Genomic DNA, 17,730 nt, shown 5'->3' on the forward strand with positions numbered 1-17,730 from the left:
TAACCAGGACGGGAAAGCAGTATACCCGAACATGACCTGTGCCACAAACTTTCATTATCCCTCCTCTTCGCCAGCGCACTATTGAAATCAGGAGTGAGAAAATAGCCCCTTTGGGGTAAATGTTTTTGACGCAAATCAATCGCTTGTCATTTAAAAAATGACACAAATCGCGCTTGACCGCGTAATTCCCTTAGAGATCAATTTCCTGCCGTTTTACCTGTTGCCAGACTTCTTCCATTGTTTCGAGGTCAACACCTGTCATTTCCAGTCCACGCGCGGCAACAATACGCTCCACTTCGCGAAAACGACGCTCGAATTTTTCGTTCGCTTTTTGCAATGCAATTTCTGCTTTTGTCCCTAAATGGCGAGCCAGATTGACCGTGGCAAACAACAGGTCACCCATTTCCTCCTCCAGTTTAGCCTGGTCGACAACAGCCTGCCGCGCCTCGTACATCACCTCGTCGATCTCTTCATAAACTTTATCGACCACCGAGCCAAGCGTCGTCCAGTCAAAGCCAACGTTGGCGCAACGTTTCTGAATTTTTTGCGCACGCATTAAGGCCGGTAAACTACGAGGAATATCGTCCAGCGCCGAATGCTGCGCTTTCTGCGCGCGTTCTTCGGTTTTGATTTGCTCCCAACGGACGAGCACTTCACTGCTGTTTTCGGCAGAACTGTCAGCAAAAACATGTGGATGTCGACGCTCTAATTTATCGCTGATTGCAGCGCAAATATCATTAAAGTCAAAGCGCCCTTCTTCCTGAGCCATTTGCGCGTAAAACACCACCTGGAACAATAGATCGCCAAGTTCACCGCGCAGATCGTCAAAGTCTTCGCGGGCAATGGCATCCAGCACTTCGTAGGTTTCTTCAAGGGTATAAGGTGCAATAGAGGCGAAAGTCTGCTCTTTATCCCACGGGCAGCCGTTTTCCGGGTCGCGAAGACGCTGCATAATAGTGAGCAAACGGTCGATTTGATTCATTGGAATGTCCTGAAAATTGCGGGTCTGTCAGGTGTAATACCTTCGAGTAAAAGATATCGCTGGATACGGCTGACGCCATATCCAGCTATGTAAGATTAATTCCCGTGCAACCGACGCGCATCGATAACATCCGGCACCTGATTGAGTTTACCCAGCACGCGCCCCAGCACCTGCAAGTTGTAAATTTCAATGGTCATGTCGATGGTCGCCAGTTGCTGTTTGGTATCGCTACGGCTGGCAACGCCAAGCACGTTCACCTTCTCGTTGGCGAGAATGGTCGTGATATCACGTAACAACCCGCTACGATCATTCGCCAGCACACGAACCACCAGCGAATACCCGGCGGAGTAGCTCTCGCCCCATACAGCGTCAACAATGCGTTCCGGCGCATGGGAGCGCAGTTCCGCCAGTTGTTCGCAATCGGCGCGGTGTACTGAGATACCACGTCCCTGGGTAATGAAGCCGACAATCTCATCGCCAGGAATCGGCTGGCAGCAGCGCGCGATATGGTGCATCAGGTTGCCGACACCTTCGACTACCACGCGACCGTTATCTTTACTGCGGTTTTGCGGTATGTAGCTTTTTTGCTGAAGCTGCTTCAGCGCGGCGGCGTCCTGCTCTTCGGCACTCGGCTTATTAAATTGCGATTGCAGGAAGTTGACCATCTGATTGAGACGGATATCCCCGCCACCAATCGCCGCCAGCAACTCGTCGACATCATTGAAGTTGTAACGCGGCAGCAGATGTTTTTCTGCTTCTTTCAGGCTGATCCCCAGATGTTCCAGCTCGTCGTCAAGGATTTGCCGTCCTGCCAGAATGTTTTTGTCACGATCCTGTTTACGGAACCAGGCGTGAATTTTCGAACGCCCACGGCTGGTTGTGACGTAGCCGAGGTTTGGGTTTAACCAGTCACGGCTGGGGTTCGGCTGTTTCTGGGTGATAATTTCGATCTGGTCGCCCATCTGCAACTGGTAGGTGAACGGCACGATACGCCCGCCAATTTTTGCCCCGATGCAGCGGTGCCCGACATCACTGTGGATGTGGTACGCGAAGTCCAGCGGCGTTGAGCCCGCAGGTAAATCAACCACATCACCTTTCGGCGTAAAGACGTACACCCGGTCGTCAAAGACCTGGCTGCGTACTTCATCGAGCATTTCGCCGGAATCGGCCATCTCTTCCTGCCACGCAATCAGTTTACGCAGCCAGGCAATCCGGTCTTCATGTCCCGAACGCGCGCCGCCAGCAGCCGCGCCCTCTTTATATTTCCAGTGCGCAGCAACGCCCAACTCTGCATCTTCATGCATCTGTTTGGTGCGGATTTGGATCTCAACGGTTTTGCCGCCCGGCCCAAGCACCACGGTATGAATAGACTGGTAGCCGTTTGGTTTCGGGTTAGCGACGTAATCGTCGAACTCATCCGGCAGGTGGCGATAGTGAGTGTGCACTATCCCCAACGCGGCGTAGCAGTCCTGTAAACGCTCGGCGACGATACGTACTGCACGGACATCAAACAGCTCGTCAAAGGCAAGGTTCTTTTTCTGCATTTTGCGCCAGATGCTGTAGATGTGTTTCGGGCGGCCATACACTTCAGCTTTAACGCCTTCAGCTTTCATCTCTGCACGCAGATGACCGACAAACTCTTCAATGTAGTGTTCGCGGTCGAGACGGCGCTCATGCAGCAGTTTTGCAATGCGTTTGTATTCGGTCGGGTGGAGATAACGGAAGCAGTAATCTTCCAGTTCCCATTTCAGTTGCCCGATCCCGAGACGGTTCGCCAGCGGCGCATAGATATTGGTGCACTCTTTTGCTGCCAGTACGCGTTCATCTTCCGGCGCGTCTTTCACTTCGCGCAGATGAGCAATACGCTCAGCCAGTTTGATGACCACACAGCGAAAATCATCGACCATCGCCAATAACATCCGGCGAACGTTATCGACCTGTTCAGAGGAAACAGAATCGGTGTGCGTCGCTTTCAGCTGGCGGATCGCCGCCATATCTCGCACGCCGTGAATAAGGTTGACGACCGACTTACCGACGCTCTCACGCAGCACATCTTCGCTGACTACGTTGGCATCCGCCAGAGGGAACAGCAGCGCCGCCCGCAGCGTGTCAATGTCCATACTTAATGTCGAGAGGATCTCCACCATCTCAACACCACGCCACAATAGCAGACTGGCATCCGGATGCCCCTGCGTCTGCTGCAGACAATACGCCCAGGTTTCGGCTAAGCACTCACACGACTTCTGGCTGGTAATACCCAGACTTGCGATCCATTTTTGCGGATCAAATTCACCAGCCTTATTGATATGTGCACTTCTTACCGCAACCATCGTCCTCTCCTTTAGGGACCAGACCTGCCGAAATCAGCAAATCGTAACTATTTTACGCGCGAGAAAAGTACCATCGATTCCAGATGCCCCGTGTGTGGGAACATATCCAGCATCGCCAGTCGCGCAATGGTATATCCTGCTTTTAATAACGCTTCGCTATCCCGAGCCAGCGTTGCAGGGTTACAGGATACATAAACTATACGAATGGGTTCCAGTTTTATAATTTGTTGCATAACACCTGCGGCACCTGCTCGCGCTGGGTCCAGCAACACTTTATCGAAGCCGCTTTTCGCCCACGGCTGCTTTGTGACATCTTCTTCAAGATTTTCGTGATAAAACGTCACATTTTGTAAGCCATTAAGACGCGCATTCTGCTGGCCTTTTTCCACCAGTGCCGGAACACCTTCTACGCCCACCACGTTTGCCGCACGAGTGGTTAACGGCAGCGTAAAATTGCCCATGCCGCAGAACAGATCCAGCACGCGCTCGTCAGGTTGCACATCCAGCCACTCCAGCGCGCGCGCCACCATTTTCTGGTTCACGCCCGCGTTGACCTGAATAAAATCACGCGGGCTAAAAGTTAAGCGCAACCCGTTTGAGTCATACCAGGGCATCTCACCAGAGACCGTTTCGAGTATCTCACTATCGGGGGCGAGATACAGATCCAGGCCTTCAGAATGCGAAAAGCATTCCAGTTTTTCGCGATCTGCCGAACTTAGCGGTGCGGTATGGCGCAAAATCATCAGCGTGCCGCTGGTTGCCTGCACCAGTTCAACATGCCCAAGGTGGCGCATTCCCTGTAAGCTCGTCAGACATGCTCTGACTTTGGGCAGCAATGCTTCAAGTTGGGGCACTAAAACAGGGCATTGTTTAACATCAACAATGTCACTGGAACCCGCTTTGCGAAATCCCATCTGGAGCTGTTGTGTTTTCGGCTGAAAGTTCAGACTTAAACGCGCACGGCGCCGATAGCCCCAGGGGACGTCGGCGATCACTTCAGAGACGTCGTGTTTCATTAACCGGGCGAGCGCCGCACTTTTGCTGCGCTGCTGTAAATCCACGCTGGCGTGTTGTTGCTGACAGCCACCGCATACGCCAAAATGAGGGCAGCGTGGCGTTTCGCGTTCCGGGCTGTCGCTTAACCGCCGTACGACTTTAGCGCGGGCATACTGTTTTTTATCTTCAGTAACAGTCACTTCCGCGTTTTCCTGCGGCAATAGCCCGGGGATAAATAACGTTTTGCCGTTATGTCGCGCCACGCCCTGACCAAAAGAGTCGAGGTCGTTGACTGAAACGGTTATGATCTGACGCGTCGTCGTGCGTCGTTTTGCAGAGTAGAATTGCGCCATTGGCGAGACTTTCTCAATTTAACAGTGTGACCTTAATTGTCCCATAACGGAACTCCATGACCAACTACAGCCTGCGCGCACGCATGATGATTCTGATCCTGGCACCGACCGTCCTTATTGGTTTATTGCTGAGTATCTTTTTCGTCGTACACCGCTATAACGACTTGCAGCGTCAACTGGAAGATGCCGGTGCCAGCATTATTGAGCCACTTGCCGTTTCTACTGAATATGGCATGAGCCTGCAAAATCGCGAATCTATCGGTCAGTTAATAAGCGTACTGCATCGTCGCCATTCCGATATTGTTCGCGCGATTTCGGTTTATGATGAAAATAACCGACTTTTTGTCACCTCCAATTTTCATCTTGATCCTTCATCAATGCAGCTCGGCAGCAACGTGCCGTTTCCTCGCCAGCTCACTGTTACACGTGACGGCGATATTATGATCCTGCGCACACCGATTATTTCCGAGAGTTATTCTCCCGACGAATCGCCCAGTAGCGATGCCAAAAATAGCCAGAATATGCTGGGATATATTGCGCTTGAGCTGGATCTCAAATCAGTTCGCTTGCAGCAATATAAAGAGATCTTTATTTCCAGCGTGATGATGCTGTTTTGTATCGGTATTGCGCTTATTTTTGGCTGGCGCTTAATGCGCGATGTAACCGGCCCAATTCGTAACATGGTGAATACCGTCGACCGCATCCGTCGTGGGCAACTCGACAGCCGGGTGGAAGGATTTATGCTCGGCGAGCTGGATATGCTGAAAAACGGTATCAACTCGATGGCAATGTCGCTGGCAGCTTATCACGAAGAGATGCAGCACAATATCGACCAGGCGACTTCCGATCTGCGGGAAACGCTGGAGCAGATGGAAATTCAGAACGTTGAGTTGGATCTGGCGAAAAAGCGCGCCCAGGAAGCGGCGCGTATTAAGTCCGAGTTTCTGGCAAATATGTCACACGAGCTGCGTACACCGCTGAATGGCGTTATTGGCTTTACCCGCCTGACCCTGAAAACAGAATTAACACCAACGCAGCGCGATCACCTGAATACCATTGAACGCTCGGCAAATAATTTGCTGGCAATTATTAATGATGTTCTCGACTTCTCGAAACTGGAAGCGGGCAAGCTGATTCTGGAAAGTATTCCGTTCCCATTGCGTAGCACGCTGGATGAAGTCGTTACCCTGCTGGCACATTCTTCTCACGATAAAGGGCTGGAATTAACGCTCAATATTAAGAGCGACGTGCCCGATAACGTAATTGGCGACCCACTGCGTTTACAGCAAATCATCACTAACCTGGTGGGGAATGCGATTAAATTCACCGAGAATGGCAACATTGATATTCTGGTAGAAAAACGTGCGCTGAGTAATACCAAGGTGCAGATTGAAGTGCAGATTCGAGATACCGGCATTGGTATTCCTGAACGCGATCAATCGCGCTTATTCCAGGCCTTCAGACAGGCTGATGCCAGTATTTCCCGCCGCCATGGTGGCACCGGGTTGGGGCTGGTGATCACACAGAAACTGGTTAATGAAATGGGCGGCGATATTTCGTTCCATAGCCAGCCGAATCGCGGTTCAACTTTCTGGTTCCATATTAATCTTGATCTGAACCCGAATATTATCATCGAAGGGCCATCCACCCAGTGCCTCGCCGGTAAGCGTCTGGCCTATGTCGAACCAAACTCCGCAGCAGCGCAATGCACGCTGGATATTTTAAGTGAAACGCCGCTGGAAGTGGTTTATAGCCCAACGTTCTCCGCGCTGCCTCCCGCGCATTACGACATGATGTTGTTAGGCATCGCGGTGACCTTCCGCGAGCCGTTAACAATGCAACATGAGCGGTTGGCGCAAGCGGTGTCGATGACCGATTTCCTGATGCTGGCGCTTCCTTGCCATGCACAGGTCAATGCCGAAAAACTCAAGCAAGATGGTATCGGCGCGTGTCTGCTGAAACCCTTAACACCTACGCGCCTGTTGCCTGCCCTGACGGAATTTTGTCATCAAAAACAAAACACACTTTTGCCTGTTACCGATGAAAGTAAGCTGGCAATGACAGTCATGGCGGTTGATGATAACCCCGCGAACCTGAAACTTATCGGCGCGTTGCTGGAAGATATGGTGCAACATGTGGAGCTTTGCGATAGCGGGCATCAGGCGGTTGAACGCGCGAAACAGATGCCGTTCGATTTGATCTTAATGGATATTCAAATGCCGGACATGGACGGCATTCGGGCGTGCGAACTCATCCACCAGCTCCCACATCAGCAGCAAACGCCGGTTATCGCGGTAACGGCACATGCGATGGCAGGGCAAAAAGAGAAACTGCTTGGCGCGGGAATGAGCGATTATCTGGCGAAACCGATTGAGGAAGAGCGATTGCATAATTTGCTGTTGCGCTACAAGCCTGGCAGCGGTATTTCCTCTCGCGTCGTAACGCCAGAAGTGAACGAAATTGTGGTGAACCAGAATGCGACTCTCGACTGGCAACTGGCACTGCGACAGGCCGCAGGAAAAACCGATCTGGCGCGCGATATGCTGCAAATGTTGCTCGATTTCCTGCCAGAAGTTCGCAACAAAGTTGAGGAACAACTGGTTGGAGAAAACCCGGAAGGTCTGGTTGATTTGATTCATAAACTACATGGCAGTTGTGGCTATAGTGGCGTACCACGTATGAAGAATCTCTGCCAGCTCATCGAACAACAGCTACGCAGCGGTACTAAAGAAGAAGATCTGGAGCCGGAGCTACTGGAACTGTTAGACGAGATGGATAATGTGGCGCGCGAAGCCAGCAAAATTCTCGGATAATTAATATTTTATCGAGTAAAAACCGGCTCCAGACAGAGCCGGTTTTTGTTATCTGTCTTAACGCACCATGCAAGGACGCTTGTTATCGAACGTCCAGCCTGGGATCAGGTACTGCATTCCCATCGCATCGTCACGCGCGCCAAGCCCATGTTTCTGATACAACTCGTGCGCTTTCATCACCTGATCCATATCGATTTCTACACCCAACCCCGGTTTCTCCGGCACCTGTACCAAACCGCCTTTGATCTCAAACGGTTCTTTGGTCAGGCGCTGATTACCTTCCTGCCAGATCCAGTGCGTATCAATAGCGGTGATTTTACCCGGTGCAGCGGCTGCAACATGGGTAAACATCGCCAGGGAAATATCGAAGTGGTTGTTGGAGTGTGAACCCCAGGTCAGGCCAAATTCATGGCACATCTGCGCCACTCGCACTGAACCTTGCATCGTCCAGAAATGCGGGTCTGCCAGCGGGATATCAACTGATTGCAGGGAGAGCGTATGGCCCATCTGCCGCCAGTCGGTGGCGATCATGTTGGTTGCGGTTGGCAGGCCAGTTGCGCGACGGAACTCAGCCATCACTTCACGCCCGGAGAAACCTTGCTCCGCACCGCACGGATCTTCTGCATAAGCCAGCGAACCTTTCAGGTATTTACCAATTTTAATCGCTTCGTTCAGCGACCAGGCACCGTTAGGATCGAGGGTAATACGCGCCTGCGGGAAGCGTTTCGCCAGTGCCACGATAGATTCGGCTTCTTCTTCCCCGGCCAGTACACCGCCCTTCAGTTTGAAATCATTAAAGCCATATTTTTCATATGCTGCTTCCGCCAGGCGCACCACCGCATCCGGCGTCATCGCTTCTTCGTGACGCAGGCGATACCAGTCGCATGAGTCATCCGGCTGGCTTTGATACGGCAGCGGTGTAGCGTTGCGATTACCCACAAAGAACAGATAGCCCAGCATTTCGACTTCGCTACGCTGTTGACCATCGCCCAGCAGCGACGCCACGTTAACCCCCAGATGCTGCCCCAGCAGATCCAGCATTGCCGCTTCAATTCCAGTCACCACATGAATCGTGGTACGCAAATCAAATGTCTGTAAGCCCCGCCCGCCAGCATCACGATCGGCAAACGTGTTACGCACCAGCGTCAGAACGTTTTTGTACTCGCCGAGGGTTTTACTCACCACCAGCGGAATCGCATCTTCCAGCGTTTTACGGATTTTCTCACCGCCGGGAATTTCCCCTACGCCGGTGTGACCGGAGTTATCTTTGATGATCACAATATTACGCGTGAAGAACGGCGCGTGTGCGCCACTCAGGTTCATCAGCATACTGTCGTGACCCGCAACCGGAATTACCTGCATTTCAGTAACAACGGGCGTCGTAAATTGAGAACTCATGTTTATGTCCTTATTCAGAATCAATGACGGCCGAAAACGGGACGTTTACGGTCAGAAATTCAGGAGCCGGGATGTTTGAAATCGGGGTTATCATTTTATTTTCCCGCGACAGGTTTCAGCTCAATACGCTTGATATCACCCACCAGCACCAGATAACTCAGTACCGCGATTAAGGCATGAACCCCAACGTAAATCAGCGCCCCATTAAAGGAGCCCGTCGTGCCAACGATATAACCAATTGCGATAGGTGTGACGATGCCAGAAATGTTACCGAACATGTTGAACAGGCCACCGGAAAGACCGCTGATCTCTTTTGGCGCGGTATCTGCCATTACAGCCCAACCCAGCGCCCCGATGCCCTTACCGAAGAAGGCCAGCGCCATAAAGCCGATGATCATCCACTCAACGTTGACGTAGTTACAGAACACCATCACCATCGACAGCAACATGCCCATCACGATCGGCGTTTTACGCGCAATGTTCAGCGACCCCGTGCGACGCATCAGCCAGTCGGAAATAATCCCACCCAGCACACCGCCGATAAAACCGCAAACCGCCGGAACAGACGCAACAAACCCCGCTTTCAAAATCGACATCCCACGCGCCTGCACCAGATAAACCGGAAACCAGGTGATAAAGAAGTAAGTCATAGCGTTGATACAATACTGACCAATATAAACGCCGATCATCATCCGCGAACCTAGCAACTGTTTGATTTGCCCCCACTTCACGCTGAACGGCACTTTAACTTTGGTGTTTTGCTGATCCATATTGATAAGCGCACCGCCCGCAGCAATGTAGTCCAGCTCTTTCTGATTTACGCCCGGATGTTGATTTGGCTCGTGGATGACTTTCAACCAGATAAAGCTGATGACAATGCCCAGACCGCCCATAAAGAAGAAAACGTGTGACCAGCCCACTTCATGAGTCAGCCAGCCCATAATCGGCGCGAAGATAACCGTCGCAAAGTATTGTGCGGAGTTAAAAATCGACACCGCCGTTCCTCTTTCCTGCGCCGGAAACCAGGCCGCTACAATGCGACTGTTGCCGGGGAAAGATGGCGCTTCAGCAAGCCCGACCAGGAAGCGCAGCGTAAACAAGGCAACGATAATGCCAAATCCACTAAAGATATCGACAAAGCCTTGCAGCAAGGTAAACATCGACCAGATAAAGATCGACCAGAAGTAGACGCGTTTTGAACCAAAGCGATCCAGCAACCAGCCGCCAGGGATCTGCCCAATGACATAAGCCCATGAGAAAGCAGAGAACACATAGCCCATTCCCACTGGATCAAGGCCGATATCTTTGGCCATTTCCGAACCGGCGATAGAGAGCGTAGCGCGGTCGCCGTAGTTGAAGGATGTGACGATAAACAACATCACCACTATCCAGTAACGAGCATTAGTGCGTTTTTCCACACTGCTCGCAGCCTGACTTAAAGAACTCATTGTTGCACTCCTGAAAATTCGCGTTAGCCACGCTCACTCTGGACTGCAATACCGCCAGGAAATCAGAGGTGACGTAGGGTGTTTTTTGCCGTTTTTATAGGTCGTTCGCCGAATGCGGCGCGTGTTTATATCTGGCATCAGCAGTATAAAAAGCGCGCCATAGCGGCTCACCGTGCAACAACACAACATTAATGCGTTCAATGAGGCTCGATTTTGGCATTAGCCCTGGACGGTGGAATCAACTTCACGGAAATGAAAACAAGAACAAGAAAGGAAGGGTTATAACGGAGAAATAAAGAAGAGTATGAAATGGATCGCTTGACTCCAGGCAAACGCCAGTAAAAAACCGTCACATTTGCGAGTTTTTACTGGCATTTGCCTGAAAGGATTCGATTCAGTTTGCTTAAAACGGCAATTTGTCAGGACAACAGCGTGCCCCACTGTTCGACCCACGGGTTTGATTCCGTTTCAGGTTCCGGGTGCTCACTGGCGTCAATCAGCAGCATTTCCCCTATCCGCTGCGCACTCTGTTCCTGCAACAACGCATCGAACTGTTTGCCGCCATTGCAGAAATTCACATAACTACTGTCGCCGAGCGCAATCACGCCATAACGCAGATTCGGCTGAAAACCGAGACTATCTTTGATTCCCTGAAAGAGCGGCACAATGCTGTCAGGAAGGTCGCCTTGCCCGGTCGTGGACGTAACCACCAGCACGAACTTGTCCTGATAAGGCAGCCAGTCGCTTAATTCTGGATCTTCAAACACCGTTGCTTTGTGACCCTGCGCGGTCAAAATTGCTTCCGCCTCTTCCGCCACTAACAGCGAGTTTCCGTACATGGTGCCCACAAAAATACCAATTTCCGCCATACCGTTTTCTCCCTGGATTAGGAACTTATCTCACCATCCTGACCTGATGGCGCACTGAACTCAACCCTTTCATTTTCAGGAAGCAGACCACGCCAGCCAAATTGTGATAACGCCAGCATCCAGGTGTCGTCCAGCCCCGCGTGAATAGTCAGCGGTTCGCCAGTGAACGGATGCGTCAATGACAACTGACTGGCATGTAGCATTAACCGCTGGAGGCCAAAATGTTCAGCACCGCTGCGATTCTGGCGTAAATCACCATGTTTGCTGTCGCCAATAATTGGATGACGCAAATGGGCAAGATGGCGGCGGAGCTGGTGTTTGCGTCCGGTTTTCGGCTCCAGTTCCACCAGGCCGTAGCGCGTGGTCGGGTAACGTCCGGTTGCGACTGGCATTTCCACCGTCGCCAGACCGCGATAATGCGTTACCGCTGGCTGCGGGCCTTTATCTTCTCGGGCAAATTTATCGGCGATTTTGTCCAGTTCTTCCACCAGTGGATAATCCAGCGCCGCTTCTTCCATTAGCCAGCCACGAACTATCGCATGGTAACGTTTCTGGATTTGATGCTGTTCAAACTGTTGTGCCAGCAGCCGTCCAGCTTCGCTGGACAGTCCCATCAGCAATACGCCGGAAGTTGGTCTGTCCAGGCGATGCGCGGTAAATACGTGCTGACCAATCTGGTCACGCACGGTTTGCATGACCACCACTTTCTCGTCGCGATCCAGCCAGCTACGGTGGACCAGCCAGCCAGACGGTTTATTTACCGCAACCAGCCATTCATCCTGGTAGAGTATTTCCAGCATCAGTTTGCATCATCCGCAAAAAGAGCATCCAGCTTTTCCAGTTCCGCCAGAATAAGCGTGCGTTGCGGGTGGTCCGTCGCCAGCGCCATTTCATAGTACGGCGCCACGGCAAATGCCCCCGGTAATGGCTGGTTGTTATCTAATAAATCGTGCATCCGTGGGATAAGTACCCACTGCAACCACTCCAGTGGCTCCATGGTGTCCATAAAGAACGGTTGGGTACTGTTGAATTGATGCGGCTGGGGCTCATCGTTTCGCCAGTGCTGATGTTCACGCAGTAACGATTCAAGCACCTGCAACTGGAGACGAACGCGGTCATGAGTGGTCATAAAGCAACCTCAATAAGAAAAAACTGCCGCGAAGGATAGCAGGAATAAAAAAAGGGAGCACTGTATTCACAGTGCTCCCGGTTCGTTTCGCAGCAATCCAGCTACTTTTGTTGCTCCCTGCTCATCCTTGACAACTTTTCCTCTGGTCTTGCGACCAATCGTTCATCCTGAACTATCGCTTCCTGCTCACACCACCCCGATGTGATACTTCATCCTGAAGTGTCCCTGGCCTTCCTGACCCACCGAATCATCCTGACCGGTTCTCATTCTCCATCCTGGAGGTGTCCTTTAACGCGTCCTGCGTTATCCTCTTCGCTTCATCCAGAAGCCTTTCCCTGAAACACCGTCCTGGCGTGTCCTTCAGAAGTGTCATCATCCTAATGTTCACTTCTATTGTCTGACTCCCTGTCGACGAAGATAGAATCGTCTTTTTCGCTGAGTCTTACAAGGAGCTTACAGACAATGCCTTAAGGATAATTTCATATGAAAGTTAAGAATTAACAAGTAATAGATTGATTTTAAATGGAAATATCGATTCTTATCTTTTTAAGTATTCGCTTATTTCCTGGCGATCTCCTACAGGGTCTGTAAGAGATCTCTCACAACCAGACGGGGTATTTGGATTACAGAAGGGGCTTAAGTTGGTTAAGGAATTCCGCAAGATTTGAGGCTAAATGCGTCCGTTTACGCGTTCCCAGCGTCTCTTTGCACACTTCACCAGAGAGATTACACACCGAGATAACCTCTAACTCTTCTTCCAGCGTCGCGATAAATAGCGTGGGCGGCAGTTTTAGCCGTTTCTGAGTCACCAGATGACCAATCAGATTTTCCTGCACCCGACGGAAGTCGTCTTCGCTCCAGGTTTGCAGTAATGTCAGTGAGATATCACCAAACCGGGCATACATGTCCCCGGCAAACTGGGTTGTATAGAAAGTATGAATTGTGGGTTGTATCACAATATCAAAAGCGCGTTCAACCGCGTTTACATTTTGTTCACCGGTAAACGGCTGGGGTTGCCAGTATACGGCGTCATCGGTGGTTGAAATAATGCATGGTGAAGGCACACCATACAGCTCCTCACTTAACGGCCAGCTTTTATGCTGCTCATGCCACGCATCGCAGTAGCGCGCAGTAAAATCTCTTAAGGCTTGTGCGGTCAAATCGTCCACTAATTTCTCTCTTCACTTAAACCAGATACACTTGTTGTTTAGTTTATCTGGTTTATGACGGTGAAACATGTCTTCTTATGCAAACCATCAGGCACTTGCGGGCCTGACTCTCGGGAAATCAACCGATTACCGGGATACCTATGACGCCAGTCTGCTGCAAGGCGTTCCGCGTAGTCTGAATCGCGATCCATTGGGTCTGAAAGCGGATAACCTGCCTTTTCACGGTGCGGATATCTGGACGCTGTATGAACTTTCCTGGCTGAATGCCAAAGGTTTGCCACAGGTCGCGGTCGGTCATGTTGAACTTGATTACACCAGCGTAAATCTGATTGAGTCGAAGAGTTTTAAGCTCTATCTCAACAGTTTTAACCAGACGCGTTTTAATCACTGGGACGAGGTGCGTCAGACGCTGGAACGAGACTTAAGCACCTGCGCCCAGGGTAAAGTTAGCGTGGCCTTATATCGTCTTGATGAACTGGAAGGCCAGCCGATGGGTCATTTCAATGGCACCTGCATTGATGACCAGGATATCGCTATCGATAACTATGAATTTACCACTGACTATCTTGAGAATGCCGCCAGCGGTGAAAAAGTGGTGGAAGAGACGCTGGTTAGCCACCTGCTGAAGTCAAACTGCCTGATCACCCATCAGCCAGATTGGGGTTCGATCCAAATTCAGTACCGTGGACGCAAAATTGACAGGGAAAAACTGCTGCGTTATCTGGTTTCTTTCCGTCATCACAACGAGTTCCATGAGCAGTGCGTAGAGCGTATTTTCAATGACCTGCTGCGCTTCTGCCAGCCAGAGAAATTAAGCGTCTATGCGCGTTATACCCGTCGTGGCGGCCTGGACATTAACCCGTGGCGTAGCAATAGCGACTTTGTCCCATCGACGACCCGACTGGTACGACAATAAATTTTTTCTCATTTTTGCGTACTGGATTCACGCATAGAGTTGTGAAAGGCCATCAGGCAGGGCTATTGTAATCAAAGGGAATGACGATATTCGTCCCATAAGGAGTTTTTCTTGATTACACATATTAGCCCGCTTGGCTCCATGGATATGTTGTCGCAGCTGGAAGTGGATATGCTTAAACGCACCGCCAGCAGCGACCTCTATCAACTGTTTCGCAACTGTTCACTTGCTGTTCTGAACTCCGGTAGTTTGACCGATAACAGCAAAGAATTGCTGTCTCGTTTTGAAAATTTTGACATTAACGTGCTACGCCGTGAACGTGGCGTTAAGTTAGAACTGATCAACCCCCCGGAAGAAGCTTTTGTCGATGGGCGCATTATTCGTGCCTTGCAGGCCAACTTGTTCGCTGTTCTGCGCGACATTCTCTTCGTCTATGGGCAAATCCATAACACCGTTCGTTTTCCAAACCTGAATCTCGACAACTCTGTCCACATTACTAATCTGGTCTTTTCTATATTGCGTAATGCTCGCGCACTGCATGTCGGCGAAGCGCCAAATATGGTTGTGTGCTGGGGCGGTCACTCAATCAACGAAAACGAGTATTTGTATGCCCGTCGCGTCGGAAATCAGCTGGGTCTGCGTGAGTTAAATATCTGCACCGGTTGCGGCCCGGGTGCGATGGAAGCACCGATGAAAGGCGCGGCAGTGGGTCACGCTCAGCAGCGTTACAAAGACAGCCGTTTTATTGGTATGACAGAGCCGTCAATTATCGCCGCTGAACCGCCTAACCCGCTGGTCAACGAATTGATAATCATGCCGGATATCGAAAAACGTCTGGAAGCGTTTGTGCGTATCGCTCACGGCATCATTATCTTCCCAGGCGGTGTGGGTACGGCAGAAGAGTTGCTCTATTTGCTGGGAATTTTGATGAATCCGGCAAATAAAGATCAGGTTTTACCGCTGATCCTCACCGGTCCGAAAGAGAGCGCCGATTACTTCCGCGTACTGGACGAGTTTGTCGTGCATACGCTGGGAGAAAACGCGCGCCGCCATTACCGCATCATCATTGATGACGCTGCTGAAGTCGCTCGTCAGATGAAAAAATCGATGCCGCTGGTGAAAGAAAATCGCCGCGACACCGGTGATGCTTACAGCTTTAACTGGTCAATGCGCATTGCGCCAGATCTGCAAATGCCGTTTGAGCCGTCTCACGAGAACATGGCTAATCTGAAACTGTACCCGGATCAGCCTGTAGAAGTTTTGGCCGCTGACCTGCGTCGCGCGTTCTCCGGTATTGTGGCGGGTAACGTGAAAGAGGTCGGTATTCGCGCCATTGAAGAGTTTGGTCCTTACAAAATCAACGGCGATAAAGAGATAATGCGTCGTATGGACGACCTGCTCCAGGGTTTTGTCGCCCAGCACCGTATGAAGTTGCCTGGCTCCGCCTACATCCCTTGCTACGAAATCTGCACATAATCGCCCTTCCCCCGGTAACGTTTGTTGCCGGGTTTTCTCTTTTTTGGTCACTCACTCACCAATCCATTTCATTTGTTATCTGAATGTTTCAACGCATCAGAGGGCAATTAATATCACCAATATTAATATATCATACAATTTATATTGCAACGCAAACGTTTACCTGCTTTCATAAACCGCATTTTATTACTGTGAAAAAGAAATTCTTATCATGATTAACTAAAAGTATTGATTTTTTCAGTTCAACCTACATATATTGCGCGCCCCGGAAGAAACCAGATATCGTTTAGTGGGAAAATATTGCCCTTAAATTCTCTTTTACTTTTGATTTACAGAGTAAAGAGTTGGGATTATCTATCTTCTAAGTAGATTATTGTATTTGAGATCAAGATCACTGATAGATGCATAACTTGTGTGTATCTTTCCGCCCTCAAATTATTACGGCGGAAAATGATTAAGCCACCGCCGATAGACAGATTTCATTTTTACGGCCAGGCACCTTCCCGGGCTGAACTGGCTAAAAGCTGAATTATTTGCATTCCTCCAGGAGAAATAGATGGAAACGACTCAAACCAGCACGATTGCGTCGAAAGACTCTCGCAGTGCCTGGCGCAAGACAGACACCATGTGGATGCTGGGCCTGTACGGCACGGCAATCGGCGCGGGTGTACTGTTCCTGCCAATCAACGCCGGTGTTGGCGGTATGATCCCGCTGATCATCATGGCCATCCTTGCGTTCCCGATGACGTTTTTTGCTCACCGTGGCCTGACTCGCTTCGTACTGTCTGGTAAAAACCCGGGCGAAGATATCACCGAGGTAGTAGAAGAACACTTTGGTATTGGTGCAGGTAAACTGATTACTCTGCTGTACTTCTTCGCTATCTACCCGATCCTGCTGGTTTATAGCGTGGCAATCACCAACACGGTTGAAAGCTTCATGTCTCACCAGCTGGGTATGACGCCGCCGCCGCGTGCGATTCTGTCGCTGATCCTGATCGTAGGTATGATGACCATCGTTCGCTTCGGTGAGCAGATGATCGTTAAGGCGATGAGTATTCTGGTATTCCCGTTTGTTGGCGTACTGATGCTGCTGGCTCTGTACCTGATCCCGCAGTGGAATGGCGCAGCTCTGGAAACGCTGTCTCTGGACACTGCATCAGCAACCGGAAACGGTCTGTGGATGACCCTGTGGCTGGCAATCCCGGTAATGGTGTTCTCGTTCAACCACTCTCCGATCATCTCTTCTTTCGCCGTTGCGAAGCGTGAAGAGTACGGTGATATGGCAGAACAGAAATGCTCGAAGATCCTGGCATTCGCACACATCATGATGGTGCTGACCGTAATGTTCTTCGTATTCAGCTGCGTACTGAGCCTGACTCCGGCAGACCTGGCTGCAGCAAAAGAGCAGAACATCTCGATTCTGTCTTACCTGGCTAACCACTTTAACGCGCCGATCATCGCGTGGATGGCTCCGATTATCGCGATTATCGCTATCACCAAATCCTTCCTCGGTCACTACCTGGGTGCGCGTGAAGGCTTCAACGGTATGGTGATTAAATCTCTGCGTGGTAAAGGTAAGTCTATCGAAATCAACAAGCTGAACCGTATCACTGCGCTGTTCATGCTGGTAACGACCTGGATTGTTGCTACGCTGAACCCGAGCATCCTGGGGATGATTGAAACCCTGGGCGGCCCAATCATCGCGATGATCCTGTTCCTGATGCCGATGTACGCAATCCAGAAAGTACCGGCAATGCGTAAGTACAGCGGTCACATCAGCAACGTATTCGTTGTCGTGATGGGTCTGATTGCTATCTCCGCAATTTTCTACTCTCTGTTCAGCTAAATCCT

The 17,730-nt window shown here is 50.7% G+C and carries 13 protein-coding genes; 4 read left to right on the top strand and 9 right to left on the bottom strand.

The annotated features are described in order from the left end of the window. Nucleotides 1-190: 190 nt before the first annotated feature. The 3 genes from mazG to rlmD all read right to left on the bottom strand — a co-directional run bounded on the left by mazG (nucleotide 191) and on the right by rlmD (nucleotide 4,661). Nucleotides 191-982, bottom strand: coding sequence for a nucleoside triphosphate pyrophosphohydrolase (gene mazG, locus BEG40_RS15565; RefSeq protein ID WP_105285699.1), 792 nt, complete (start codon nucleotides 980-982; stop codon nucleotides 191-193). A 95-nt stretch (nucleotides 983-1,077) separates the two neighbouring features. After that, on the bottom strand, nucleotides 1,078-3,312 hold the full coding sequence (relA, locus tag BEG40_RS15570) for a GTP diphosphokinase (RefSeq protein WP_105285700.1): 2,235 nt from the start codon (nucleotides 3,310-3,312) through the stop codon (nucleotides 1,078-1,080). Nucleotides 3,313-3,359: 47 nt separating this feature from the next. Continuing rightward, nucleotides 3,360-4,661, bottom strand: coding sequence for a 23S rRNA (uracil(1939)-C(5))-methyltransferase RlmD (rlmD, locus tag BEG40_RS15575; protein ID WP_105285701.1), 1,302 nt, complete (start codon nucleotides 4,659-4,661; stop codon nucleotides 3,360-3,362). A 56-nt stretch (nucleotides 4,662-4,717) separates the two neighbouring features. On the opposite strand from rlmD, the gene barA reads away from it, so the two are divergent. Next, nucleotides 4,718-7,474, top strand: coding sequence for a two-component sensor histidine kinase BarA (barA, locus tag BEG40_RS15580; RefSeq protein WP_000186460.1), 2,757 nt, complete (start codon nucleotides 4,718-4,720; stop codon nucleotides 7,472-7,474). Between the two features lie 57 nt (nucleotides 7,475-7,531). On the opposite strand, the gene gudD is transcribed toward barA, so the two are convergent. From gudD to syd, 6 genes are all read right to left on the bottom strand, one after another. Beyond that, the gene (gene gudD / locus BEG40_RS15585; protein WP_105285702.1) at nucleotides 7,532-8,872 is read right to left on the bottom strand and encodes a glucarate dehydratase; all 1,341 of its coding nucleotides are present in this window, start codon (nucleotides 8,870-8,872) and stop codon (nucleotides 7,532-7,534) included. A 95-nt stretch (nucleotides 8,873-8,967) separates the two neighbouring features. Beyond that, entirely contained in the window at nucleotides 8,968-10,320 is a 1,353-nt protein-coding gene (gudP, locus tag BEG40_RS15590) for a galactarate/glucarate/glycerate transporter GudP (RefSeq protein ID WP_000097076.1), read from the bottom strand. A 419-nt stretch (nucleotides 10,321-10,739) separates the two neighbouring features. Next, a complete protein-coding gene (locus BEG40_RS15595) occupies nucleotides 10,740-11,189 on the bottom strand; it encodes a flavodoxin (RefSeq protein WP_000807745.1) in 450 nt (149 codons plus the stop codon). A 17-nt stretch (nucleotides 11,190-11,206) separates the two neighbouring features. Beyond that, nucleotides 11,207-11,989, bottom strand: a complete 783-nt coding sequence (truC, locus tag BEG40_RS15600) for a tRNA pseudouridine(65) synthase TruC (protein ID WP_105285703.1) — start codon at nucleotides 11,987-11,989, stop codon at nucleotides 11,207-11,209. Then, on the bottom strand, nucleotides 11,989-12,318 hold the full coding sequence (locus BEG40_RS15605; protein ID WP_105285704.1) for a YqcC family protein: 330 nt from the start codon (nucleotides 12,316-12,318) through the stop codon (nucleotides 11,989-11,991). The genes truC and BEG40_RS15605 overlap by 1 nt, the downstream gene beginning before the upstream one ends. Nucleotides 12,319-12,941: 623 nt before the next feature. After that, nucleotides 12,942-13,487: a SecY-interacting protein gene (gene syd / locus BEG40_RS15610; protein ID WP_000342444.1), complete on the bottom strand. Its 546-nt coding sequence runs from the start codon at nucleotides 13,485-13,487 to the stop codon at nucleotides 12,942-12,944. Between the two features lie 67 nt (nucleotides 13,488-13,554). Here syd and queF point away from each other — a divergent pair, with 67 nt between their 5' ends. From queF to sdaC, 3 genes are all read left to right on the top strand, one after another. Continuing rightward, nucleotides 13,555-14,403, top strand: coding sequence for an NADPH-dependent 7-cyano-7-deazaguanine reductase QueF (gene queF, locus BEG40_RS15615; protein WP_021551300.1), 849 nt, complete (start codon nucleotides 13,555-13,557; stop codon nucleotides 14,401-14,403). Nucleotides 14,404-14,514: 111 nt separating this feature from the next. Next, on the top strand, nucleotides 14,515-15,879 hold the full coding sequence (gene ppnN, locus BEG40_RS15620; RefSeq protein ID WP_000627995.1) for a nucleotide 5'-monophosphate nucleosidase PpnN: 1,365 nt from the start codon (nucleotides 14,515-14,517) through the stop codon (nucleotides 15,877-15,879). A 556-nt stretch (nucleotides 15,880-16,435) separates the two neighbouring features. After that, nucleotides 16,436-17,725 carry an HAAAP family serine/threonine permease SdaC gene (gene sdaC / locus BEG40_RS15625; RefSeq protein WP_000450473.1) on the top strand — a complete coding sequence of 430 codons (1,290 nt, stop codon included), beginning with the start codon at nucleotides 16,436-16,438 and terminating at the stop codon, nucleotides 17,723-17,725. The last annotated feature ends 5 nt before the right edge of the window (nucleotides 17,726-17,730 follow it).

The sequence above is a fragment of the Escherichia sp. MOD1-EC5495 genome, assembly GCF_002965965.1.
Classification (GTDB): domain Bacteria; phylum Pseudomonadota; class Gammaproteobacteria; order Enterobacterales; family Enterobacteriaceae; genus Escherichia; species Escherichia ruysiae.